General features: G+C 69.7%; 23 protein-coding genes and 2 pseudogenes. 6 read left to right on the top strand and 19 right to left on the bottom strand.

What is annotated here, in order from left to right:
* Nucleotides 1-81 precede the first annotated feature (81 nt).
* Entirely contained in the window at nt 82-2,922 is a 2,841-nt protein-coding gene (gene uvrA / locus ACQP2T_RS24360; RefSeq protein ID WP_433518369.1) for an excinuclease ABC subunit UvrA, read from the bottom strand.
* A gap of 218 nt (nt 2,923-3,140) precedes the next feature.
* Here uvrA and ACQP2T_RS24355 point away from each other — a divergent pair, with 218 nt between their 5' ends.
* Together ACQP2T_RS24355 and ACQP2T_RS24350 are read left to right on the top strand one after the other, a co-directional pair.
* Nucleotides 3,141-3,908 carry a maleylpyruvate isomerase family mycothiol-dependent enzyme gene (locus ACQP2T_RS24355; RefSeq protein WP_433518368.1) on the top strand — a complete coding sequence of 256 codons (768 nt, stop codon included), beginning with the start codon at nt 3,141-3,143 and terminating at the stop codon, nt 3,906-3,908.
* Nucleotides 3,905-4,561 (top strand): MBL fold metallo-hydrolase, encoded by a 657-nt coding sequence (locus ACQP2T_RS24350; RefSeq protein ID WP_433518367.1) that lies wholly within the window; start codon nt 3,905-3,907, stop codon nt 4,559-4,561. Before ACQP2T_RS24355 ends, ACQP2T_RS24350 begins: the two co-directional genes overlap by 4 nt.
* 136 nt (nt 4,562-4,697) lie before the next feature.
* Here the strand turns inward: ACQP2T_RS24350 and ACQP2T_RS24345 are convergent, their stop codons facing one another.
* The 13 genes from ACQP2T_RS24345 to ACQP2T_RS24285 all read right to left on the bottom strand — a co-directional run bounded on the left by ACQP2T_RS24345 (nt 4,698) and on the right by ACQP2T_RS24285 (nt 17,435).
* Entirely contained in the window at nt 4,698-4,970 is a 273-nt protein-coding gene (locus tag ACQP2T_RS24345) for a hypothetical protein (protein ID WP_357958360.1), read from the bottom strand.
* Nucleotides 4,971-5,008: 38 nt separating this feature from the next.
* Nucleotides 5,009-5,830 carry a CDP-diacylglycerol--serine O-phosphatidyltransferase gene (gene pssA, locus ACQP2T_RS24340; protein WP_357958358.1) on the bottom strand — a complete coding sequence of 274 codons (822 nt, stop codon included), beginning with the start codon at nt 5,828-5,830 and terminating at the stop codon, nt 5,009-5,011.
* Nucleotides 5,817-6,458: a phosphatidylserine decarboxylase gene (locus ACQP2T_RS24335; RefSeq protein ID WP_433518366.1), complete on the bottom strand. Its 642-nt coding sequence runs from the start codon at nt 6,456-6,458 to the stop codon at nt 5,817-5,819. Before ACQP2T_RS24335 ends, pssA begins: the two co-directional genes overlap by 14 nt.
* A 104-nt stretch (nt 6,459-6,562) precedes the next feature.
* Entirely contained in the window at nt 6,563-7,543 is a 981-nt protein-coding gene (locus ACQP2T_RS24330; RefSeq protein WP_433518365.1) for a TerC family protein, read from the bottom strand.
* A gap of 181 nt (nt 7,544-7,724) precedes the next feature.
* Complete coding sequence (locus ACQP2T_RS24325; RefSeq protein ID WP_433518364.1) at nt 7,725-8,822, bottom strand: glycosyltransferase family 4 protein; 1,098 nt, start codon at nt 8,820-8,822, stop codon at nt 7,725-7,727.
* Between the two features lie 9 nt (nt 8,823-8,831).
* Nucleotides 8,832-10,460, bottom strand: a complete 1,629-nt coding sequence (gene murJ / locus ACQP2T_RS24320) for a murein biosynthesis integral membrane protein MurJ (protein WP_433518363.1) — start codon at nt 10,458-10,460, stop codon at nt 8,832-8,834.
* Nucleotides 10,461-10,646: 186 nt separating this feature from the next.
* Nucleotides 10,647-11,507: a hypothetical protein gene (locus tag ACQP2T_RS24315; RefSeq protein WP_433518362.1), complete on the bottom strand. Its 861-nt coding sequence runs from the start codon at nt 11,505-11,507 to the stop codon at nt 10,647-10,649.
* 1 nt (nt 11,508) lies between these two features.
* Nucleotides 11,509-12,483, bottom strand: a complete 975-nt coding sequence (locus ACQP2T_RS24310; protein WP_433518361.1) for a copper transporter — start codon at nt 12,481-12,483, stop codon at nt 11,509-11,511.
* Nucleotides 12,480-13,676: a putative cytokinetic ring protein SteA gene (steA, locus tag ACQP2T_RS24305; RefSeq protein WP_357958343.1), complete on the bottom strand. Its 1,197-nt coding sequence runs from the start codon at nt 13,674-13,676 to the stop codon at nt 12,480-12,482. The genes ACQP2T_RS24310 and steA overlap by 4 nt, the downstream gene beginning before the upstream one ends.
* A gap of 73 nt (nt 13,677-13,749) precedes the next feature.
* A complete protein-coding gene (gene recN / locus ACQP2T_RS24300) occupies nt 13,750-15,459 on the bottom strand; it encodes a DNA repair protein RecN (protein WP_433518360.1) in 1,710 nt (569 codons plus the stop codon).
* Between the two features lie 64 nt (nt 15,460-15,523).
* Nucleotides 15,524-16,423, bottom strand: a complete 900-nt coding sequence (locus ACQP2T_RS24295) for an NAD kinase (protein ID WP_358540401.1) — start codon at nt 16,421-16,423, stop codon at nt 15,524-15,526.
* Complete coding sequence (locus ACQP2T_RS24290) at nt 16,420-17,232, bottom strand: TlyA family RNA methyltransferase (RefSeq protein ID WP_357958337.1); 813 nt, start codon at nt 17,230-17,232, stop codon at nt 16,420-16,422. Before ACQP2T_RS24290 ends, ACQP2T_RS24295 begins: the two co-directional genes overlap by 4 nt.
* On the bottom strand, nt 17,229-17,435 hold the full coding sequence (locus ACQP2T_RS24285) for a hypothetical protein (RefSeq protein WP_357958335.1): 207 nt from the start codon (nt 17,433-17,435) through the stop codon (nt 17,229-17,231). The genes ACQP2T_RS24290 and ACQP2T_RS24285 overlap by 4 nt, the downstream gene beginning before the upstream one ends.
* Nucleotides 17,436-17,562: 127 nt before the next feature.
* Here ACQP2T_RS24285 and ACQP2T_RS24280 point away from each other — a divergent pair, with 127 nt between their 5' ends.
* Nucleotides 17,563-17,910 (top strand): SCP2 sterol-binding domain-containing protein, encoded by a 348-nt coding sequence (locus ACQP2T_RS24280; protein WP_357958333.1) that lies wholly within the window; start codon nt 17,563-17,565, stop codon nt 17,908-17,910.
* 109 nt (nt 17,911-18,019) lie between these two features.
* Here the strand turns inward: ACQP2T_RS24280 and ACQP2T_RS24275 are convergent, their stop codons facing one another.
* Nucleotides 18,020-18,991 carry an HAD-IIA family hydrolase gene (locus tag ACQP2T_RS24275; RefSeq protein WP_433518359.1) on the bottom strand — a complete coding sequence of 324 codons (972 nt, stop codon included), beginning with the start codon at nt 18,989-18,991 and terminating at the stop codon, nt 18,020-18,022.
* A 462-nt stretch (nt 18,992-19,453) separates the two neighbouring features.
* Here ACQP2T_RS24275 and ACQP2T_RS24270 point away from each other — a divergent pair, with 462 nt between their 5' ends.
* Nucleotides 19,454-20,044 carry a plasmid pRiA4b ORF-3 family protein gene (locus tag ACQP2T_RS24270; protein WP_357958329.1) on the top strand — a complete coding sequence of 197 codons (591 nt, stop codon included), beginning with the start codon at nt 19,454-19,456 and terminating at the stop codon, nt 20,042-20,044.
* Nucleotides 20,045-20,086: 42 nt separating this feature from the next.
* On the opposite strand, the gene ACQP2T_RS24265 is transcribed toward ACQP2T_RS24270, so the two are convergent.
* The 3 genes from ACQP2T_RS24265 to ACQP2T_RS24255 form a co-directional block, all read right to left on the bottom strand.
* On the bottom strand, nt 20,087-20,341 hold the full coding sequence (locus ACQP2T_RS24265) for a hypothetical protein (RefSeq protein WP_433518358.1): 255 nt from the start codon (nt 20,339-20,341) through the stop codon (nt 20,087-20,089).
* Between the two features lie 91 nt (nt 20,342-20,432).
* Entirely contained in the window at nt 20,433-20,684 is a 252-nt protein-coding gene (locus ACQP2T_RS24260) for a hypothetical protein (protein WP_433518357.1), read from the bottom strand.
* Nucleotides 20,685-20,834: 150 nt separating this feature from the next.
* Nucleotides 20,835-21,257, bottom strand: coding sequence for a tetratricopeptide repeat protein (locus ACQP2T_RS24255; RefSeq protein WP_433518356.1), 423 nt, complete (start codon nt 21,255-21,257; stop codon nt 20,835-20,837).
* Between ACQP2T_RS24255 and ACQP2T_RS24250 the strand changes: the two are divergent.
* A pseudogene (locus ACQP2T_RS24250) lies at nt 21,256-21,516 on the top strand (hypothetical protein); the annotation flags it as partial. The gene ACQP2T_RS24255 and the pseudogene ACQP2T_RS24250 overlap by 2 nt on opposite strands.
* A gap of 42 nt (nt 21,517-21,558) precedes the next feature.
* Here ACQP2T_RS24250 and ACQP2T_RS24245 read toward each other — a convergent pair.
* Nucleotides 21,559-22,413, bottom strand: a complete 855-nt coding sequence (locus tag ACQP2T_RS24245) for a hypothetical protein (protein ID WP_433520034.1) — start codon at nt 22,411-22,413, stop codon at nt 21,559-21,561.
* A gap of 30 nt (nt 22,414-22,443) precedes the next feature.
* On the opposite strand from ACQP2T_RS24245, the pseudogene ACQP2T_RS24240 reads away from it, so the two are divergent.
* Nucleotides 22,444-22,893: pseudogene (locus tag ACQP2T_RS24240) on the top strand (DUF1015 domain-containing protein); the annotation flags it as partial.
* Between the last annotated feature and the right edge of the window lie 290 nt (nt 22,894-23,183).

Below are 23,183 nucleotides of genomic sequence, written 5' to 3'. Positions count from 1 at the left end.
CGCACCGATGGACGCGGCCGCCCCGGTCCTTCTGTACGGCGGCCACCCGCCGTACAGAAAGACCCCTGGAGAGAAGGAACCTCAGAGCGAGAGGATCTTGCGCAGGAAGCGCCCCGTGTGGCTCTCGTCCACCAGCGCGATCTCCTCAGGCGTCCCCGTGGCGACCAGCGTGCCGCCCCGCGAGCCACCCTCGGGCCCCATGTCGATCACCCAGTCGGCCGTCTTGATGACGTCGAGGTTGTGCTCGATGACGATCACCGTGTTGCCGCCGTCGACCAGCCGTCCGAGCACTCCGAGCAGCCGCCGGATGTCCTCGAAGTGCAGCCCGGTGGTCGGCTCGTCGAGCACGTAGATCGTCCGCCCGGTCTGCCGCCGCTGCAGCTCGGAGGCCAGCTTGACGCGCTGAGCCTCGCCGCCGGACAGGGTGGTGGCGGGCTGCCCGAGCCGTACGTAGCCGAGGCCGACGTCGTTGAGCGTCTGCAGGTGACGCTTGATCGCCGGAATCGCGTCGAAGAAGCCGAGCGCCTCCTCGATCGGCATGTCGAGCACCTCGGAGATCGTCTTGCCCTTGTAGTGGACCTCCAGCGTCTCCCGGTTGTAGCGGGCGCCGTGGCAGATCTCGCACGGGACGTACACGTCGGGCAGGAAGTTCATCTCGATCTTGATGGTGCCGTCGCCGGCGCACGCCTCGCAGCGGCCGCCCTTGACGTTGAAGCTGAAGCGTCCTGGCTGGTAGCCGCGCACCTTGGCCTCGGTGGTGGCCGCGAACAGCTTGCGTACGTGGTCGAACACGCCGGTGTAGGTGGCCGGGTTGGAGCGCGGGGTGCGCCCGATCGGCGACTGGTCGACGTGGACGACCTTGTCGACCTGGTCGATGCCGTTGATCCGGGAGTGCCGCCCGGGCACGGTGCGCGCCCCGTTGAGCTCCTTGGCCAGCGCGTTGTAGAGGATGTCGTTGACCAGGGTCGACTTGCCGGACCCCGACACGCCGGTGACCGCGGTGAACAGGCCGAGCGGGAACTCGATGTCAACGCCCTTGAGGTTGTGCTCGCGTGCGCCCTTGACCGTGATCTGCCGCTTCCTGTCGCGCTTGCGACGCTTGGCGGGGATCGGGATGCTCCTGCGCCCGGACAGGTATTGGCCGGTCATCGACTCTTCGCTGGCCAGCAGCTCCTGGACGGTGCCCGACACGACGACCTGGCCGCCGTGCTCGCCCGCGCCCGGACCGATGTCGACCACCCAGTCGGCGGCCGCGATCGTGTCCTCGTCGTGCTCGACGACGATCAGCGTGTTGCCCATGTCGCGCAGCCTGATCAGCGTGTCGAGCAGCCGCATGTTGTCGCGCTGGTGCAGGCCGATCGACGGCTCGTCCAGGACGTACAGGACGCCGACCAGGCCGGAGCCGATCTGGGTGGCCAGCCGGATGCGCTGAGCCTCGCCGCCCGCCAGGGTGGCGGCCGCGCGGTCCATGGTCAGGTAGTCGAGGCCGACGTCGAGCAGGAAGCCCATGCGGGCGTTGATCTCCTTGACCACCCGCTCGGCGATCTGCATGTCGCGGTCGGACAGCTTGAGCTCGGACAGGAACTCCGCGCACTCGCCGATCGACATGGACGACACGTCGGCGATCGACTTGTCCGCGACGGTGACGGCCAGCGTGACCGGCTTGAGCCTGGCGCCCTTGCAGGCCGGGCAGGGGATCTCGCGCATGTAGCCCTCGAACCGCTCGCGGGTCGAGTCGCTCTCCGCTTCGACGTGCCGGCGCTGGACCCACGGGATGACGCCCTCGTAGGTCGTGTAGTAGGAGCGCTGCCTGCCGTAGCGGTTGCTGTAGCGGACGTGCACCTGCTCGTCGTGGCCGAACAGCAGGGACTTCTGCGCGGCCTTGGGCAGCTTCTCCCACGGCGTGTCGAGGGTGAAGCCCATCGTGTGGCCGAGCGCCTCGACGAGCCTGACGAAGTATTCGCTGGTGTGGCCGCCCGACCAGGGGTGGAGCGCGCCGTCTCGGAGCGTGGACTCCGGATCGGGTACGACCAGGTCGGGGTCGACCTCCATCTTGGTGCCGAGACCCGTGCACTCCGGGCAGGCGCCGAAGGGCGAGTTGAAGGAGAACGAGCGGGGCTCCAGCTCCTCGAACGACAGGTCGTCGTAGGGGCAGTAGAGATGCTCGGAGTAGAAGCGCTCGCGGTTGGGATCGCCTTCGGGCAGGTCGACGAACTCGAGCGTGATCGTGCCGCCGGACAGCTGCAACGCGGTCTCGACCGAGTCGGTGAGCCGTCGGCGCGACGACTCCTTCACCGACAGCCGGTCGACGATGACCTCGATGTCGTGCTTCTCCTGCTTCTTCAGCGTGGGCGGCTCCTCCAGCCGGATGATCACGCCATCGACCCGCGCCCGGGCGAAGCCCTTGGTCTGCAGCTCCCGGAACAGCTCGGCGTATTCGCCCTTACGGCCCCTGACGACCGGGGCCAGCACCTGGAAGCGGGTGCCCTCCTCCAGGTCCATCACGCGGTCGACGATCTGCTGCGGCATCTGCCTGGCGATCGGCCGCGCGCACACCGGGCAGTGGGGCTTGCCGATGCGCGCCCACAGCAGCCTCAGGTAGTCGTAGACCTCGGTGATCGTGCCGACGGTCGAGCGGGGGTTCTTGCTGGTGGCCTTCTGGTCGATCGACACCGCGGGCGACAGGCCCTCGATGAAGTCCACGTCGGGCTTGTCCATCTGGCCGAGGAACTGGCGCGCGTAGGCCGACAACGACTCGACATAGCGCCGCTGGCCCTCAGCGAAGATCGTGTCGAAGGCCAGGCTCGACTTGCCCGAGCCGGACAGGCCGGTGAAGACGATCAGAGAGTCTCGCGGCAGGTCCAGCGAGACGTCTTTGAGGTTGTGTTCTCGTGCACCACGCACGATCAGGCGGTCTGCCACGGCGATCCCGGATGTCGAAAGGCGGATAGGTCCACGGGGGATGGTAGACGGGGGCTCCGACAATTTCGGCGGCCCGCTCGTCGAACCCCGAAAATCCGTCGCTACCAGGTTACGGCCTACTCCCACCCCTGCAGGTGGCCTTTAGCTGTCAACCGCGTGACCAGCCGTTTTATGCCCCCAGCAGCCCCCAGAACCCCCCGGATGATGAAATATCCGGCATGACTGTTCTGCTGACGCTCCAGGCCGAACTGGCCGCGTCGACCGCCCGTTTCCTGGCCACCGCGGCGTCCCTTACCGAGGACGACGTCGCCGCGCCCTCGCTCCTTCCGGGCTGGTCCAGGGGCCACGTGCTCGCCCACGTGGCGGGGAACGCCGACAGCCACATCAACCTGCTGACCTGGGCCAGGACCGGCGTCGAGACGCCGCAGTACCCGACCGCCGCGGCGCGGGAGGCGGGCATCGAGGCGGGCGCGGGCCGTACCCCCGCCGAGCACGTCGCCGAGCTGACAGCCGCCGACGCCCGGCTGGCCGCCGAGATCCAGGACCTCCCGGAGGCGGCGTGGCGGGCGACCGTCTCGGCCATGCGCCCGCCGCCGCACCCCGCCTGGTACCTCCTCGTACGGCGGCTGCGCGAGGTCGAAGTGCACCACGTGGACCTCGGCGCGGGCTACGGCCCGGCGGACTGGCCCGAGACGTTCGTCGACCGGGAGCTCCACGACTGCCTGCGGTGCTGGCCCCACGCGCGAAGCACCGTCAGCGAGATCACCCTGCGCGGTGGGCGGACGTGGCGCGACCTGGGCCCCGGGCCGGCGGTCGAGGGCGACGCGGCCGACGTTCTGGCATGGCTCATCGGGAGATCCGACGGCACGGGCGTTAGGGTGGTGACGGAGGGGCGGCTGTCCACGCCGGTTCCTGTGGCGCCGCCCTGGATGACGATGACCGCCCCCGCTGATCTGCCCGCGACGCCCCCGAAGGACTACCCATGACCTACACAGGTGACGTCCAGGTCGGCGGTCCCGCCGACGTACGCGAGCTCCCGAAGCTGTCGATCTGCAAGCTGGCAGTGGGGCCGTTCGACAACAACGCCTACCTGCTGCGCTGCGCCCAGACCGGCGACGGCGTGCTGATCGACGCCGCCGCGGAGGCCGACCGGCTGCTGGCGCTCATCACCGACCAGCCGATCAGCGCGATCGTCACGACCCACCAGCACGGCGACCACTGGCAGGCGCTGGAGCAGGTGACCAAGGTGACAGGCGCCCAGGTGATCGCGCACCCGCTCGACGCGCCCGGCCTGCCGATCCCGGTGGACCGCACGGTCGAGCACGGCGACAGGATCACGGTCGGCGTGACCGACCTCGAGGTGATCCACTTGCGCGGTCACACGCCGGGTTCGATCGCCCTGCTGTACGACGGCGGCGACGAGGGGCGGCACCTGTTCACCGGCGACTCGCTCTTCCCGGGCGGGGTGGGCAATACGCAGAAGGACCCGGAGCGCTTCGCCCAGCTCTTCAGCGATGTCGCCGAGCGGATCTTCGACCGGCTGCCCGACGACACATGGGTGTACCCGGGCCACGGCAAGGACACCACACTCGGCGCCGAGCGCCCGTCCCTGCCGGAATGGAAGGCCAGAGGCTGGTAACACCAGCCGCCGTAGGCGCCGACAGGCCAGCCGACCGCCGTACGCGCCGGCAGGCCGACCACCGCCGAGTTACCGGCGCTGACAGGTCGGCCCACCGAGCCGGGGGCGCGGCGGGCCGAGGTGTCGAGGTCGGCGGTCAGCGGTTCGCCAGGACCCTGGCGATCCGCTGGGCCGCCAGCGCGGGGTCGTCGGCGAGGCCCACGACCTCGCCCCACGACCAGCGGTAGAACCACCCTTCCGGCAGCGGCACGCAGTCGACGGTCTCGACGAGCATCGCGGTGTCGGGATCGCTGACCCGCAGCGCGGGCGGGTAGGGCAGCAGGGTAGTGGTCAGGCCGTGCAGCTCCAGCTCCCTGGCCAGCTTCGCGAGAAAGTACGTACGCGTGTGCTCGCGCGGCGTGGCCGACATGGCTCCATCACCACCCGGATGACGGCGGACGTATCCGCTCAGCTGCCGATACGCTCGGCTTCCCTGCGCTGCTCACGCTTGTAGAACAGCACCCGCAGCGGGATCGCCGCCACGAGCGCGATCTGCATGGTGGCACCGATCTTGATGGGCAGGTCGCCACCCTCGGGCCAGGCCACCCAGAAGGTCAGGAAGGCCACATTGATCATGATCCACCCGAGCACCACCGCGGCGAGCTGCCCCTTGGGCTTGGGGTATTCGATCCGGCTCACCATCAGCCAGGCCACGCCCAGCACCGCGAGCAACGAGTAAAGGCTCGGCTGGAACAGCATCACGATCGAGATGACGGTCATGGCGCCCATGGGAATGGGCAGGCCCATGAAGTCGCCGCTCTTGGTCTTGACGCAGGCGAACCGCGCCAGCCGGACCACACCGGCGACCAGCACCGCCGCGGCGGCGGCCACCACAGCGGCGAACGGCACTTTGTCCGTGAAACCACCCCAGATCACGACCATGAACGCGGGCGCGAACCCGAAGCTGATCACGTCGGCGAGGTTGTCGAGCTCGGCGCCCATGGCGGAGGCGCGGAAGCGCCGCGCGACCAGGCCGTCGAACAGGTCACAGGTGGCGCCGATGAGCAGCAGCACCACGGCGGTCGCGAAGTAGCTCGGCGCGGGCGTGAAGTCGCCCCCGGCCTTGAGCGACTGGATCGCCGATGAGGCCAGGACGCACACCGCGAGAAACCCGCAGATGGCGTTGCCCAGCGAGAGCGAGTCCGCCGCGGACAGGCGGAACGCCTTGCCGACGGGTCCTCGAGGTTCTTCGTCGTCGGCCTGCCAGCTGCCGGCGTCAGCCGCGGTCAATTCTGGTCACCCCCGCAACCGTCTTCTCGCCCACGGACACCGCGGACGAGATCCCTTCGGGAAGGTAGATGTCGACCCGCGAACCGAACCTGATGAGCCCGATCCGCTCGGTCTGCGAGACCTTGGCGCCGACGGTCACGTATGGCACGATCCTGCGCGCCACCGCGCCTGCGATCTGCACCATCTCGACGTCGCCGAGCGCCGTCGCGAAATGCCACACCACGCGTTCGTTCTGGTCGCTGTCCTTGTTGAAAGCCGGCAGGAACCCACCCGCCACATGCTGCACGGAGGTGACATTTCCCGCAAGGGGGGCCCTGTTCACATGGACGTTCAGCGGACTCATGAAGATCGCGACGCGGGTGCGCCCATCGGCCTGCGGGTCGATGCTCTGCACGACGCCGTCGGCCGGTGACAGGATCCGCCCCTCGCCCGGCGTGCGGTCCGGGTCACGGAAGAACCAGAGCATGGCACCGGTGAGGGCGCCCAGCGGCACGGCCGCCAGCGCCCATCGACGGTCCCGGCGCGTCAGCAGCGCGGTGGTGGCCGCGGCGGCGACGGTGGGGAAGAGCCACGGGGACACCCCGCGCGCGAGCCGCGCGCGGCCCGTCTTGGCAGAATCGTCTGACACGTACAACCTTCGATGGTGACTGGACTGGGCGCTTTGCCGTGATGTTACAGAGTCAGCAACTATTACACGGCGCAACTTCTCAAGCAAAGCGCCTCGAAAGCCATTTAGCTAGCCCTGCTGGCTTCCTCGCCCTTGCGCACATCGACACGGGCCTTGATCAGGCTGGCCGCGGTGGTGATGACCATGGTGGCGCCGATGACCGTGAGCGAGACCCAGATGGGGATTTCGGGCGCCCAGGAGACCTCGCTGGCATGCAGTGCCTCCAATATGAGCTTAACCCCGATGAAGCCCAATATGAACGCAAGTCCATAGCTGATGTAGACCAGCCGCTGAAGCAGGCCCCCCAGCAGGAAGTAGAGCTGACGTAGTCCCATCAGCGCGAACGCGTTGGCCGCGAAGACGATGAACGGGTCCTTGGTGAGTCCGAAAATGGCGGGAATCGAGTCGAGCGCGAACAGCAGGTCGGTGCTGCCGATGGCGACCATCACGATGAGCATCGGGGTGACCATCCGACGCCCGTCGATCTTGACGGTGACCTTCGACCCGACGTAGCCCTCGGTGGTGGGGAAGGCCTTGCGCACCCACCTGAGCAGGATGTTCTCGTTGAACTCCTCTTCGTCGCCCTTGAGGTGCTGCCGGACCAGGTTGATCGCGGTGTAGACCAGGAAGGCACCGAAGACGTAGAACAACCAGCTGAACCGCTCCAGCGCCGCCGCGCCCAGCGCGATGAAGATGCCGCGCATGACCAGCGCGAGCAGGATCCCGACGAGCAGCACCTTGTGCTGGTACGCCTTGGGCACCGCGAACCTGCTCATGATGATGAAGAAGATGAACAGGTTGTCGACGCTCAGGCTGTATTCGGTGATGTAACCGGCGAAGAACTCCCCCGCCTTGGCGCCGCCGAGCGTGGCCCACAGCAGACCGCCGAACACCACGGCGAGCAGAACATAGAAGGTGACCCAGTATCCGGCCTGCCGCATCGAGAACTCACGGGCCTCACCGCGGTCGACGATCCAGAGGTCGATGGCGAGAACGACCAGCAGGCCGCCTATGACGGCGATCCAGGCCCAAACAGGTACGATCACGTGGTCTACCTCCGGCATGCAAAAAAAGAGCGCCGGAGGTCTCTCCCGCCCGCCAAGCACGCGGACCGGCAGCCCCGGGGGCCCCGTGGAGCGGGACTACACCGTGATGACGAGGCTGCCGCGAAGGGATACTCCCCTCCCCAACGCACGCAGTATATGAGAACGCGTAAGTCTCGCCTAATCATTCGTGCTGTCTTGACCGTCCGTAGACGTTCAGCACACTTTCCACCGCTTCGTCGGCATCGGGAAGCTCCGCCCCCCGCCGCGCCGCCGCCGCGGCCAGCCGCGCCGCCTCGGCACCGTCTCCGACCACATCCTGTACGGCCGCCCGCAGCGCCGCCACATCCCCGTACGGCACCAGGATCCCCGCCCCGGCCAGCAGATCGGGCACCCCGCCCACCGCCGTCGCGATGACCGGCCGCCCCACCATGAGGGCCTCGCTCACGCTCAACGGCTGGCCCTCCCACCTGCTCGCCCACACCACGACGGTCGCGGCGGCGAGCAGGTCGGGCACGTCATCCCGGTTGCCCAGAAGCATCACGGGCAGCGCCTCGGCGTCGATCCTGCGCCGCAACTCTCCAAGCAATGGCCCATCCCCCGCCACCGCGAACAGCGGTGTCTCACCCTCGCCCGCCCAGGGCCCGCGAGCGGCGTCGAGGAGGGTCTCCAAGCCCTTCTGCTGGGCCAGCCTGGCGACCGTCAGCACGATCGGCCGCCGCCCGGCTCCCAACTCGGCCCTGACCTCCTGCGGCGAACGCCGGGCGGCCCGCGGCACGGGCGCGGGCACCACGGCCGGCCCCACCTCCCGCGCCCCCAATCCCCTCATCCGCTCCCCGAGGTCGGGTGAGACGACCAGCACCTGGTCGGCCCTCCTGGCCACGACCCGTTCGAGCCCGCCGTAGACGACCCCGATCAGCCCTCCGGCGGTGAGCGCGTTGTGCAGCGTCACCACCAGCGGAGTTCGGCTCGCCAAGCGGCCCCACAGCCCCAGCCCGGCCAGTGCCCCGGCCCGCAGGCCGTGGGCGTGCACCACGTCGGCGTCCTTGGTCACCCGCCGGATGGCGAGCACGGCACGCAGGTCATTGACCGGATGCGGCCGATCCGACATCGGCGCCTCCACGAACCGGGCCCCGGCCGCACCGAACGAGAACTGCTCCTCGACGCTCCCCGGCCCCACGACCACCGCGCGATGGCCACGCCGGATGAGCCCTTCGACCAGCATCCGGACATGCCGTCCCGTCCCCCCGGACGTGGTGCCCAGCACGAACGCCACCCGCACAGCCGCTCCTCACTTCCCAGATCCACGCCTGAACGAACCGGCCACCGCCCGAGCCGTCGGCCGGTCCACCAGCGCCACCACCACGCCACCGGCGAGGGCCGCCGCGAGCGCCGCCAGCACGGTCGCCCCGACATTGGGCCAGATGCCCCGCGCCCCCAGCGCCCCCACGACCGCCGCCCCGGCGAGGTAGCCCGCGCCACCACCGGCGACCGAGGCCAGCGCGGCCCGGCCCAGCCCGGCCACCGCGACGCGCCCCCGCGCCCGCACCACCGAGACGAGCAGCAGCGCGCCCCCCACCGTCATCCCGGTGGTCATGCCGAGCGCCAGCCCGCCGAGCTTCCAGTCACCGGGAAACGTCAGCGCGAACACGGTCTGCGCCACCATCACGACGCCCCATCCCAGCACGGTGCCCGTCGCCACGGCCCGCCCGCGCCCGGCCGCGTACAGGACGCGACTCAGCTGTGCGATGAGCCCGTAGCCGACGAGCCCTGGCGCGAACAGCGCGATCGCGCGGGCGAAATCCGGCGCGGGCACATCGCTCTTGAAGCCGAGGAACACCACCGCCCCGGGCTCGGCCACCGCGGCGAGCACCCCGGCGGCCAGCCCCGACACCAGGACCACCGCCCGCGTGGTCCGCGCCGCGAGCGCCGCGAACCCCGCCGTGTCGCCGCTGCCCGCCTGCGCGGACAGCCTCGGAAAGGCGCTGGTGGCGATCGGTACGGCCAGCACCGCGTACGGCACCAGGTAGATCGCCCAGGCGTAGTTGTAGACCACGATGGCCCCGTTGCCGACCTCCCGGTTGGACAGCACGACCACCATGGCCATGGCGGCCTGCTGGGCGATCAGCGCGGTCACCCCGGCCAGCGCGAGCCTGCGCACCTGGACGGCCACGCCGTCGGGGAAGCGCAGCGTGGGCCGCCACCGCAACCCGAGCCCGGCGACCGGGCCGATCACGGTCAGCACCAGGGCCAGCACCCCGAGGCTGGTGCCCACGGACAGCGCGAGCTCGGCGGGCCCCAACTCCCGGGCAAGAGCGCTGCTTCCCCCGCTGAGCGGCACGAACAGCAGGTAGGCGACGATGACCACGAGACTGGACACCAGCGGGGCGACGGCGGGCCCGGCGAAGCGATGGTGGGACTGGAGCACGCCGTAGAGGACGACCGCGACGCCGTACAGCGGGACCTGGGGGGCGAAGACGACCAGCATGCGGGTGGCGACCGCGGTCACCTCGCTCAGGTCACAACCGGGCACCGCGTTACCGAAGAACAGCCCGAGGATCGGCCCGGCGAGCACCGCGGTCAGCACGCCGAGCGGCACCAGCACCACGAGCACCCAGCTCAGCAACGCCGAACTGATCCGCCCGATCCGCTCCCGGTCCGAGCCGCCGCCCGAATCGTGCCCCGGCCCGGCTCCCGCGAGCACCGGGACCACCATCCCGGCGAGCGCGCCGCCGACGACGACCTCGAAAACGATGTTGGGGATCCCGTTGGCCGTGGCGTAGGCCGTCGCCAGGCAGTTGGTGCCGACCGTCTGGGCGAACGCGTATTGCTTGGCGAACCCGGCGACCCGGGCCAGCACGGTGATCGCCCCGATGAGCAACGCCCCACCGGCGACGCCGCGGACGAGCCGCTCCCTCACCACAGCCGCCCCGCCCCGAACCCGATCACGCGAACATCCTGGCAGGCCACACCGACAATCGCGCAGGGCACCCCATCACCTAACAGGACACCGACTCACACCACGCCACAGGACACCGACCTCGCACCACGTGGCTCACACCACGCCACAGGACGCCGACTCGCACCACATCGACAAGACGGCGACTCACGCCGTTTCGACGGGACGCCGGCCGAGCATGTCCAGCCGGTTGAGCACCGGATTGCCGGCGATGACCTTGGTGAAGCTGACCTTCTCCGAGGCCGCCGTCAACGCCGCCACCGTACCGAGCAGCACGAACCGCCCCGGACGCCCCAGTTTGGTCACCGCGGCCAGCCCGAGCAGCGCGCCAAGCGCGTTGGCCCCGGCGTCGCCGAGCATCGCCCGCTCGCCGAGGTCGTCGGGGAGCAGCGCGGCGGCGGCGCCCAGGGGCACGGCGGTCAGCGCGGCGGTCAGCGGCGCGTCGCGGAAGAGCGAGGCCGCCAGCAGCGGCCCGCCCGTGAGCAGGCCCACCTTGATCGCCCGGCCGGGTCGCAGGTCGAAGAGGTTGGCCAGGTTGGCGGTGCCCGCGATGGCCGCGCCGTTGACCAGCGTGTCGACCGGCCCGCGCGAGACGAGCGCCGCCGCGCCCAGCCCGGTGGCCCCGATGCCGAGGATCTTGACCGCCCCGCTGGTCACCTCGCCGCGGCCCAGCGCGGTCAGGTGCCCCTTGAAGCCCTTGGACTTGGTCGTGCCGTAAAGGTCGTCGTAGGCGCCGAGCGCTCCGCTGCCGACCCCGGCCAGCAGTGCCGCCAGGCGTACGCGGGGCGGAAGACCCGGCGCGAGCGCGGCCGCCGCGCCGGCGCCGGCCACGAACGCGGGGCCCTCCAGCAGCGTGATCGGCTCGCCGCGGTGGTTGGTGCGGGTCCAGCGGCCCGGCTCCTTCTCGTCGGCGCGGGGCGCCAGACGGGTGAAGGCGGTGTAGGCGGCGCGGGCCGCGACGGCGCCGATCGCGGCGCCGGCGAGGGCGTAGAGGAGGCCACGAGCCATGTCAGCTCCCTGACTGGGTGGGGGACGGGGTCGCGGTCGGTGCCGCGGGCTGGAATGTAGGGGCTCCCGTGCCGACGCCGTAGTGGCCGGCGCGGCCGCTCAGCTGCTCGCGGAGCGCGTCGACGATCACGATTCGGCCCGCGGGCATGTCGGGCGTGTCGACGGTCGAGACGCGCTTGGCGACCTCGCTGTCGTCACGCAGCGCGCTGATCACGCCTCCGGAGGCGGCGGCGGTGGGGGCCGTGGCCGTCACCACGGTGCCCTTGCCACCGGCGTCGAGACCGCCCGCGAGCTTGACGAGGGCGTCGGCCTGGGCTTCGGCGTTGTCGCCTTCGTACGGCTTCTCCGGCGCGAACATCACGGCGAGCGTGGCCCGCTTGTTGGGGTCACCCTCGATGCTGAGGAACCCGCCCTCCTCGAAGCCCCCGAGGACGGCCCCGGTGGCCGGGTTCGCGGTGCTGGCCTGGGCCTGGTCGGTGGTCAGGACGGTGGCGGCGAGCACGGCACCGACCTTCGCGTAGGGAGTGGCCGCCGCGGGGAAGGTCATGCCCTCAGGTTTGAGGCTGTTGGCCAGGCCGTCGATCACACCGCTCTGCTTGGGATCGGCGAACTTCTCGTCCAGCAGGACACGCCCCGTGACCAGGGCGCCTGCCTGGGCGAGCACCTGCTGCTCGGCCTCGCGGTAGGCGGTGCTGGAGCTCGGCGTCTCAATGAGCACGACGTGCTGGCCGGTCAGCTCGCCCGCGACGCGTTGCGCGGTGAGCGCGGTGACGAAGGAGTCGTTGCCCGCCTCCCTGCCGCGCAGCGCGTCGAGCTGGGCTCTGAGCTGGGTGTTGTCCTGGGTCATCTGGTTGCTCGTCCGCAGCGCCGACTCGATGGCGGGCGACTGGAGCAGCGTGGTGCCCATGACGATGCCGACCGCCAGCGCGAGAAAGATCGCGACGATGGACACGAGGTGATAGCGGAAATCGATCACGAGAAGAGTCCGACCAACCAGAAGATGAAGGCGTTCCAGAAATCTTGCATGCCGTTCAGCCAGGTCTGGCCGATCGGCGACAGGAAGAGCGCGACGCCCATCGTGATCAACGCGGTGATCACGAGCAGCAGCAGCTGGGACGTCGAGATGCGGCTTCGATAGAGCCTACTCACTCCCTTGGCGTCGATGAGCTTGCTGCCGACCCGCAGCCGGGTGAGGAAGGTGCTGGCCATCCCCGAACGACCCTTGTCGAGGAACTCCTCCAGCGTGCCGTGGGTGCCGACCGCCACGATCAGCTCGGCGCCCTTGTCGTCGGCCAGCAGCATCGCGATGTCCTCGCTGGTGCCGGTGGAGGGGAAGATCACCGCTTCGCGGCCGAGCTGGTGGACGCGCTCCAGGCCGGGCGCCCTGCCGTCGCGGTAGGCGTGCACGACGAGCTCGGCACCGCAGCTCAGCGCCTTGTTGGAGACCGAGTCGAAGTCGCCGACGATCACGTCGGGCAGGTAGCCGGCCTCCAGCAGCGCGTCGGCACCGCCGTCGACTCCGACGAGCACCGGGCGATATTCCCTGATGTAGGGGCGCAGGGTGGCGATGTCTTCCTTGTAGTGATAGCCGCGCACCACGATGAGGACATGCCGGCCCTCCATGGGGGTGCGGATGTCCGGCACGCCGACTCCGTCGATGAGCAGCTTGCCCTCGCCCCGGACGTACTCCATCGTGTTGACGGCGAACGCCTCGATCTGCACCGCGAGACCGGCGCGGGCCTCGGCCATGGCGGCCTCGACCGCGTCGGGGGTCTGCTCCTCGCCCTTGCCGACCACGTCACCGTCGAGGTAGACGACCCCGTCGTGGATCCGGACGACGTCGCCGTCCTTGACCCGCTCGAACAGATCCTGGGTGGCGTTGTCGACGAACGGCACCCCTGACTCGATGATGATCTGCGGGCCGAGATTGGGATAGCGTCCGCTGATGCCGGCGGCGACGTTGACCACGGCCGACACTCCGCACGCGACAAGCGCCTCCCCGCTGACCCGGTCCACGTCGACGTGGTCGATAATCGCTATTTCACCGGGCTGGAGGCGCTTGGTCAGCCTCTTAGTCCGCCGATCGACTCTCGCCACTGCCGTGACACCGGGAAGGTCTGTGACCTTCCTAGCGCGGAGGCCCGGCATCCTGCTCCCCGGAACCTTCATCAAGACCATCCTGCCAGAGTGAAGCAGCGCAGAGGCCACGCATTGCGCGGCGTGTCCGCTATGTCACTCAGGATCACCGATCGGCGGCCGCCAGCCCGAGGAGTTCTTCGGCGTGTGCTCTGCCCAGCTCGGAGTCTTCCAACCCCGCCAGCATGCGGGAGAGCTCGCGTACCCGGCCTTCGTGGTTGAGGGTGAGGACTCCGCTGCGTACGACACTGCCGTCACTGGCCTTCTCGACCACCAGATGCTGGTCGGCGAACGCGGCCACCTGCGGCAGGTGGGTGACGACGATGACCTGGGCGGTCCGTGCCAGCCTGGCCAGGCGGCGCCCGATCTCGACCGCGGCCTTGCCGCCCACCCCCGCGTCGACCTCGTCGAACACGAACGTCGGCACCGGATCGGCGCCCGCGAACACCACCTCGATCGCCAGCATGACGCGACTCAGCTCGCCGCCGGACGCGCCCTTGTTGAGCGGGAGCGGCGGCGCGGCGGGGTGGGCGGCCATGCGCAGCTCGACCTCGTCGACGCCTTCGGGGCCGAAGTCGGCGACCTGGGTGAGCTGGACGATGACCCTGGCGTGCGGCATGGCCAGCGCGGTCAGCTCGTCGGTGACGGCCTGGCCGAACCGCTCGGCGGCGCCCTCGCGCACCCGGGTCAGCTCGGCGGCCAACTCGGTGAGCCGGGCGGTCAGCTCGTCGTGCTCGCGGGTCAGCTCGTCGATGCGCTCGTCATCGCCCTCCAGCTCGACCAGCCGGGCGGACGCCTCCTGAGCCCACTGCAGGACACCGGCGCTGTCTTCGGCATATTTCCGGACCAGTCCGGACAGCAGGGCCCGGCGGTCCTGCACGGCGGCGAGCCGCGCGGGGTCGGCCTCGATCGACTCGGCGTACGCGGCCAGGTCGGTGGCGACGTCGGAGATGAGGTAGCCGGCCTCGGCCAGCCGGTCGGCCACCCCGGCGAGCTGCGTGTCGTAGTCGCGCACCGCCTCGACCGCCGAGCGGGCCTCGCCCAGCAGGGAGATCACGTCGCGCGCGCCGCTCGCGGCCTCCATCGGGTCGCCGAGCAGCGCCGTGTGCGCGCTCGTCGCGGCACCGCGCAGCGCGTCGGCGTGCGAGAGCCGCTCCTCCTCGCCGCGCAGCTCGACGTCCTCGCCGGCCTTCGGCTCGACCTTCTCGATCTCCTCCAGGCCGAACCGCAGCCGGTCGGCCTCCTGAGCGCGCTCACGCGCCCTGGTGGTGAGCTCGTCGAGCAGCGCTCCCACCTGCTTGTGCCGTTTGTACGCCTGGGAGTAGGCGCGCAGCGGCTTGACCAGGTCGTCACCGGCGTAGCGGTCGAGGGCGGCCCGCTGCTTGGCCGGCTGCAGGAGGCGCTGCTGGTCCATCTGCCCGTGGACGGCGACCAGGTCGTCGGCCAGGTAGGTCAGCGTGCCGACCGGCACCGTCCGGCCGCCGAGCCAGGCTCGCGACCGGCCCTCGGCCGAGACGGTGCGGGAGATGATGAGCTCGCCGTCCTCGATCTCACCGCCGATGTCCTCGACCTGCTGGGAGACGCGGCCGTCGGCTTCGATGACCAGCGTGCCCTCGATGGTGGCCTTGTCGGTGCCCGGCCGGATGCGGGAAGGGTCGGCCCGGCCGCCGAACAGCAACCCGAGCCCGGTGACGACCATCGTCTTGCCGGCACCGGTTTCGCCGGTGACCACGTTGAAGCCTGGCGAAAGCTCCAGAACGGCCTCGTCGATGACGCCGAGCCCCTGGATGCGGACCTCCTCGACCCTTGGTCGCACTGCCCACTCCCGTCGCTCCGAACGCTTGTGCGATCTAACTGTACGCGCTGCACCTGTAATTGAGTCAGGGACGCACCCTTCCGCGCCAGCCCTGGACCGGTAGTTCGAACTTGGCGACCAACCTGTCGGTGAAGGGGGCGCCGGTGCTCTCCACCCCGTGCAGCCTGGCCAGACGTACCGGCTGGGAGCCGCGGCGTACCTCCACCCGGCTGCCGGACGGCAGGTCGAAACGGCGCCGCCCGTCGCACCAGAGGACGCCGCCGGGTGTGTCGGGCAGGATCTCGACGGCGAGCGTGGACCGCGGCGAGATCACCATCGGCCTGGCGAACAGCGCGTGCGCGCTGATCGGCACCATCAGCAGCGCCTCGACCTCCGGCCACACGACGGGACCCCCGGCGGAGAAGGCGTAGGCGGTCGAGCCGGTCGGGGTCGCGCAGATCACGCCGTCGCAGCCCCAGCGGGACAACGGCCGCCCGTCGATCTCGGCGACCACCTCCAGCATGCGCTCGCCCTTCTCCACGCTGGCCTCGTTGAGCGCCCACGTGTCGGCGAGCACCTGGCCGTTCTGCCTGGCCAGAATGTCGATCGTCATGCGTTCCTCGACGTCGTAGCGGCCCGCGACCACACTGTCGACCGCCGACTTCAGGTCGGCGACCTCGGCCTCGGCCAGGAAGCCGACGTGCCCGAGGTTGACGCCGAGCAGCGGGGTGCCGGTGGGCCTGGCCAGGTCGGCCGAGCGCAGCAGCGAGCCGTCGCCGCCGAGCACGATCAGCATCTCCGCGTCCTTGGCGGCACCGGGGTCGCAGGGCACCACTTCGGCGCCGCGGCAGCCGATGTCGTCGGCCTCCACATCGAGCACCCTGACCCGGATCCCGGCCGTGACCAGGCGGTCGATGACCAGGCGGGCGCTGTCGACCGCGGCCTCCCGCCCTGTGTGCACGGTGACCAGCACAGTACGGTTCATTGTGGCCCTTCCGCGACGGCCCGCTCGATCTCGGCCTCGAGGTCGGCGACCGGCGGCTCGCCCTCCCCCTTGCCCAGCCAGAGCAGATACTCCACATTTCCCGACGGACCTGGCAGCGGGCTCGCGGTCACGCCGCGCACCACCAGGCCGAGCTCGCGCGCCTTGGCCGCGGCCTGTCGCACCGCGCCCGCCCGCAACACCGGGTCTCGCACCACGCCACCGGCGCCCACCAGGTCCTTGCCCACCTCGAACTGCGGCTTGACCAGCAGCACGAAGTCGGCCCGAGCGGCGGCCACCGAGGCCAGCGCGGGCAGCACCAGCCGCAGCGAGATGAACGACAGATCGCCTACGATCAGCGAAGGGGGCTCACCGACCAGATCCGGGGTGAGATCACGTACGTTGACGCGCTCCATCACGGTCACCCGCTCGTCGGTCCGCAACGACCAGGCGAGCTGGCCGTAACCGACGTCGACGGCCAGCACGCGTTCGGCGCCGTGCCGCAGCAGCACGTCGGTGAACCCGCCCGTGGACGCGCCCGCGTCGAGGCAGCGGCGGCCCCGGATCTCCAGCGCGCCGAACGCCTCGATCGCGCCGAGCAGCTTGTGCGCGCCGCGCGAGACGTAGTCGGGACCGTCGGCGGACTCGGCCACGACGATGGCCGAGGCGGTGTCGACCTGGGTCGCCGCCTTGCCCGCCCGCCGTCCGCCGACCGTGACCCGGCCGGCTTCGATGAGCTGGCCGGCCTGCTCACGCGACCTGGCCAGGCCGCGCCGCACCAGCTCGCTGTCCAGCCGGATGCGTCGGCTCACCGGTCGCCCGTCCGGCCGTCCACCTGGCCGTTCACTTGCCCATCCACCTGGCCGTCCACGGCCCCCAGCGCGGCCTCGAGCCCGGAGAACGCCTCGTCGAACACCGCGACGTGCTCACCCACCGGCCGCCCGGCCAGGTCACCGAGACCGGCGAGGACCGCGTCGACTCGCTCGTCGCCGGTCTCCTCCGGTACCTCACTCATGACAACGACCGTAACGCCTCATGCGAGCACCCGGCACCTTGGCAGGTGTGTCACACGTTGAAGGGTCACACGGGGGTGCCACTGATGTGGAACGCTACCGTCCTGAAATGGAAGAAAGGATCCCGACATGGCAAGCGTCGAGGAGTGCCGGGCGGCACTGGCCAAGCTCGTCGACCAGTTCGACGAGATCGGCGAGGAGGACCGGGCCAAGCACGTGGTCGAGCGTACGGTGAGCTGCCGGGTCTCCGACCTCGACTTGATCTTCTATGGGCGGCTGCATCCTGACGGGCTGGACCCGTTCAGTGAAGAGCCGCCCTCGAACGGCAGGTCGGCCGACGTGAAGCTGACGATCGTCAGCGACGACCTGATCGCCCTTGTGGACGGGGAGCTCGATCTGGCGCGCGCGCTGCTCGGCGGCCGGGTGCGGATCGACGCCAGCTTCGGCGACCTGCTCCGCCTACGCCGCCTCCTCTGACCCTCCAATCGCTTGACCCTCCAATCGCTTGACGCTCCAACCGCTTGACGCTCCACTCGCTACCGGCCGGCTGGGATGGCCGCACAGTCAGGAGGGCGGCGCGTCCGGCTCAGCCGATCCGATCCAGCACCGGTTTGACCGCGTCCTCCTCGGCCGGGCTTTCGCCCGCATACGTCCAGGCCGCGTCACAGGCGGCCCTCAACCCGTCGATGCGGCTGCCGTCACCCTCCAGCGTGAGCACTCCGTCGACCCACTGGGCCCGCCATCCCCCGCAGACCCCCTGCCGTACCTCCGGATAGGGCCGCAGCAGCGCGGACAGATCCTCGGCCACGTACGTCGGCCGCTGCTGAGGAGAGGCTGTGAGCACGTCGAGCGGCGTGGCGACCCCGGTGAGCACCAGCAGTCCGTCGACGCCCGCGTTGACGGCGCCCTCGATGTCCGTGTCGAGACGGTCGCCCACCACGAGCGGCCGCTTCGCCTCCGTACGGATCATCGACTCCCGATGCAGCGGTGGATCCGGCTTGCCCGCGAACACCGGCTCCACCCCGGTCGCGGTGGCGATCACCCGCGCCATCGCCCCGTTGCCGGGCAGCTCACCCCGCCGCGTGGGCAGCGTGCTGTCCCTGTTGGCGGCCACGAACAACGCGCCCTGCCGTACCGCCAGCGCGCCTTCCGCCAGCAGCCCGTACGCGAGGCCGAGCGCCATGCCCTGCACCACCGCGACCGGCGCGTCCGCCGCCGTGGTGACGGGCCTCAGTCCTTGATCCCGTACGGCGAGTCGCAGTCCGGAACCGCCCACCACGAGCACGGGGGAACCGGCCGGCACCCGCTCGGCCACCAGCCGGGCCGCGGCCTGGGCCGAGGTCACGACGTCTTCGGCCCTGGCGGAAAGGCCGAGCTCGCGCAGGTGCTCGGCGATGGCGGCGGGGGTGCGTGAGGCGTTGTTGGTGACGTACGCCAGCCGCGTGTCCCTGCCCCGCGCCTCCTCCAGCGACTCGACCGCATGGGGAACCGCGTGGGCGCCCAGATAGACGACCCCGTCGAGGTCGAGCAGCAGGGTGTCATAGCCGTCGATCAGCACTGCGCCTCTTCCCGTTGACTTGTCACGCCGCGTGAGACTTTAGCGTCGCCTTCGTACTCATCTGGAGAAGGGCTGCCCCTGTCCACAGATTCCCCCTTCAACCTCCCAGAACCCGCCGATCTGCCCGGCACCCCCGCGACGCACGCGGGTGCAGGGCACAGATGGCCACGCACGCGGCGAACGGTGCCCACGAGGCGCATGGGGCAGAGGTTGCATATGGTGCGAAGGCCGGGCATTCGGGCAGATAGCTGGATGCCACGAATCGGCCACCTGAAAGAAGCCCGCCCGTAATGTCAGGTCCACTTTCCGCATGGATTTGATCTACGCACCGACACCAATGTCGGCGCCCCATGCGACCGAACGAGCTAAATACCCCAAATATGCCATTTCAGAGCCGTCCACAAGCAGCCTAGTTAAGCCCACTACCCACGCCGAACCCAGCCGCGCGGCAGAATAATCGCTGTGACGAACACCCCCAGCGCGAAGCAGACGGTTCACACGATCAAGGTCACCTTGCGCGGTTCCCGACCACCGGTCTGGCGCCGGTTGGAGGTCGCCTCGGACAGTACGCTGCGGCACCTGCACGACGTCATCCAGGCGTCCTTCGGCTGGCAGAACTACCACATGTGGGTCTTCGACACCGCAACCGGCCGCTTCGGCGACACCGACCGCGAGCTGGAGATCCGCAGCGCGGCCTCCACCCGACTCGACCAGGTCGCCCCCCGGGCCAATGACCGACTCCGCTACACCTACGACTTCGGCGACGACTGGGAACACGACATCCTGGTCGAAGCCATCACCGACGCCGAACCCGGCACGGCCTATCCACGCTGCCTGACCGGACGCCGCGCGGGACCGCCTGAGGACTCCGGGGGTGTCTGGGGCTACGAATATCTCCTCGAAATCCTCGCCGATCCCACCCACGACGAACACCAGGAACGCCTGGAATGGCTCGGCCTCGATTCAGCCGACCAATTCAACCCCGCCAGCTTCGACGCCAACAAGATCAACGACGTACTCTCCGGCCTGGCGATCGTCCTCACCAAGGACTGACCACCCGCACGATCAACACGCGGCACCCGGGTGCAGGGCGGATCAGACGCTCCGGCGTTCGTCCGGATCTGACCCGTCGTGGCCGTTCAGCAAGGCCCGGCATTCGCCGAACTCACCCTGGACAGAGAGCAGATCCGCCGGCCGTCCACGCTGGACGAGCGCATCCGGATGGTCGGGCCTGAAGGAGAGCCCGCAGCCATCGAACGCCTCACGGCGCTCAGCCTCCTCGGCCTCGGCCAGCCGACCGAGCATATGGAGACTCTCGCCAAGCCCGGCACGGATCTCCAGCATGACCACGTTCCGGACGCGACATGAGCGGACACGACCTGAGCGGACGCGACACGACCAGGGCGCGCGACACGAGCGGGGCGCGACACAAGCGGGCGCGTCACGAGCGGCGGGCTTGCCTCCGCAGATGGCTCGCCGCGACGGCCAGCGCCTCTCGATAGCGCCGCACGACTTCCTCCAACTCGCCGTTGATACGGAGCGCAACTCGCCGTGATGCGAAGCGCAACTCGCCGTTGATACGGAGCGCGTACGCGAAGTGCTGCCAATCGCTCAGCGATGGACGGTCGTAGGGCGCGGCTCCCGTGAGCGGCTGCCGGTGATCGGAGACGGCGGCTCCGAATCGGCGGCCCACAGCAGGACAACACCGTCGTCGAGCACCGAAGCGACCCGAACCGCAAGCCCGTCGTGCGGCTTGTCGCCCGCCCCAGGGCGCAGCCGGTACGAGCGCCGATCGCCACCGCTGCGGCTGCGGCTGCGGCCAGCCGCCTATCTGGATAGTCGTCTACATCTCACGCCGAGCCCGCAGAGTGGCGCGGACGCTCTTCAGCGCGGACACGTAGTGACGCTCATCCGGCCGCATGGCCACAGCGATCGCAAGGGGTTCCTGGGCCCCTTCAATGTCGCCCGTTCGCCACAGCGATAACCCAAGCCCGAAATAGGCGTAATCCTCAGTCGGATTGGCGTCGACGATCTGGCGGAAGCTCGCCGCAGCCTCCGCGTACTGCCGTGAATTGAACTGCGCTCGCGCAAGAGCCTCCCTGATGCTGCGCGAATCGGGCTCCGCAGCAGCGGCACGCTCCAGCAGGGCGGCAGCAGCTGCCGGACTGCCCTCTTTCAAAAGCTTCACCCCGCGCTGATACCAGACGTAAACGCCACCCCCCGGAGCCCCAGGGGATTCATCGTGCACGTTTCTACCTTGGACCATGCGTGAGGCCTCCTTCATCGGCCGACAGGGTTCCGTTGAATTCGCCGCGGAATCGGGAGCGTTGGGAGCTTGGGGGCGACTTTCGGAAGACCCGGACACTTATGGGAGCATGCCCGGTATGGGGAATCCTGAACTGCCGGTGCCTGATGGACTGCTCCTACGCCCCTTCCGCGGCGTCCGCTTCACGGTCGACGATCCCGCCAAGGTGACCTCCCCGCCGTACGACCTGATCGCTGAGGGTGATGTACGGGCCCTCCTGGATTCCCATCCCAACAACGTCGTCCGCCTCATCCTTCCCTGCTCATCCCCACCCCAGTCCCCCGAAGGACACCCACCCGCTCCCGACTCCCCCCAACACAGCACACCCCCCAGCGCTGCCCCCCACCACAACACGACCTCCAGCGCCGCCCCCGGCCACAGCAAGCCGCCCAGCGCCACCTCCCACCACAGCACGACGCCCAGCGCCGCCTCCCACCACGCCGCCCCCGCTGCGACGACAGCCGACGAACAACCCGCTGCCACAGCGGTGAGCCCCGCGCTGAGCACCCATCCGAGCGCACCTGACGATCAGAGCGCACCCGACGCTGCCGTCACCATCCCCCAACCCCACGACTCCATCAGCACCCACAAGCACGACGCCGGAATCGCAGCCAGCGATCACGCCGACGACACATCTCCGGCCCCGATCGGTCACCACCCCGCCGGAACGCGTGCCAAGCCAGCAGTCAGCCAATACGACACCCCGTCGGAAGAAACCGCCGAACAGCTCCCCGACGACCACCCCGGCGGCCGACGGCCTGATGACGAGCAGCCCGAGAGCGAGCAGCTCAGTGACGAACACCTCAGGAACGAACAATCCGTGGACGAGCAGCCCGCGGGCAAGCACCTCAAAGACCAGCAGCCCGGTCACGAGCACCCATCGGCCGAGCACCTCAGGGGCGAACAGCCCGAGGACGAGCAGCCCGCGGGCAAGCACCCCAAAGACCAGCAGCCCGGACGCGAGCAACCTCGTTCCGAACTGGGGGACGAGCAGCCTCGTTCCGAACATCACGAACATCACGAACAGTACGCACGTTCCCACGACGAGCGGCCCGCTGACAGTGGCAAGCCACTCGACGACGTTCGACCCAGCGATGAGCCTCAGGGTGAGGCGCATGGGGATGCAGCGGTCCAGCCATCTGCCGACATACCCGAACGCTCAGCGAACGAGCGCTATTGCGAAGCCCGCGACACCCTCCTCGCCTGGCTGGATGCGAAGGTGCTGGTCGCCGACGAGCAACCAGCCCTATATGTGTACGAACAGCACGGACCGGGCGTCCTACAGCGCGGCCTCATCGGCGACGTGGCCCTGGTGGACCCGGCTCGACGCATCATCCTCCCCCACGAGGACATCTTCCCCGGACCCGTCGCCGACCGGCTCGCCCTCATGAGCACCACCCAGGCCAACCTCGAACCCATTTTCCTCCTCTACGACGGCGGCCAAGGCACGGCAACCCTTTTGGTGGATCACGTGGCGTCGACACGCCCGCCTCTGGTGACGGCTGATACGCAGGACGGTCTCCGCCACCGCCTCTGGGCGATCACGGATCCGGCCGAGATCGACGCCGTCAACGCCGACCTCCGAAACCGCCAAGCCCTCATCGCCGACGGCCACCACAGGTACGCGACATACCGGGTTCTCCAACGACAGGAGCACACGGCCCGTGCCAGCCAGGTCCCCACCTCCACCTCATGGCCCGCTCCCACAACACCGGCATCCATCACCACACAGCCTCCGCTCACCTCGCCGCTGAACACACAACCGCACCTCAACGCACAACCAGAGCCAGCACCCGCGCCACCCGACGGCGCTCAGCCTTCCGTCGCATCGGCCCACCCGTCAGCGCCCCCTGCCACACCCGTTCAGCATTCAACGCCCGAGGCCAC

Source organism: Nonomuraea sp. CA-143628 (assembly GCF_050942315.1).
GTDB lineage: Bacteria > Actinomycetota > Actinomycetes > Streptosporangiales > Streptosporangiaceae > Nonomuraea.
Note: the sequence above shows the minus strand (reverse complement) of the source record. Positions and strands in the feature narration are given on the sequence as shown.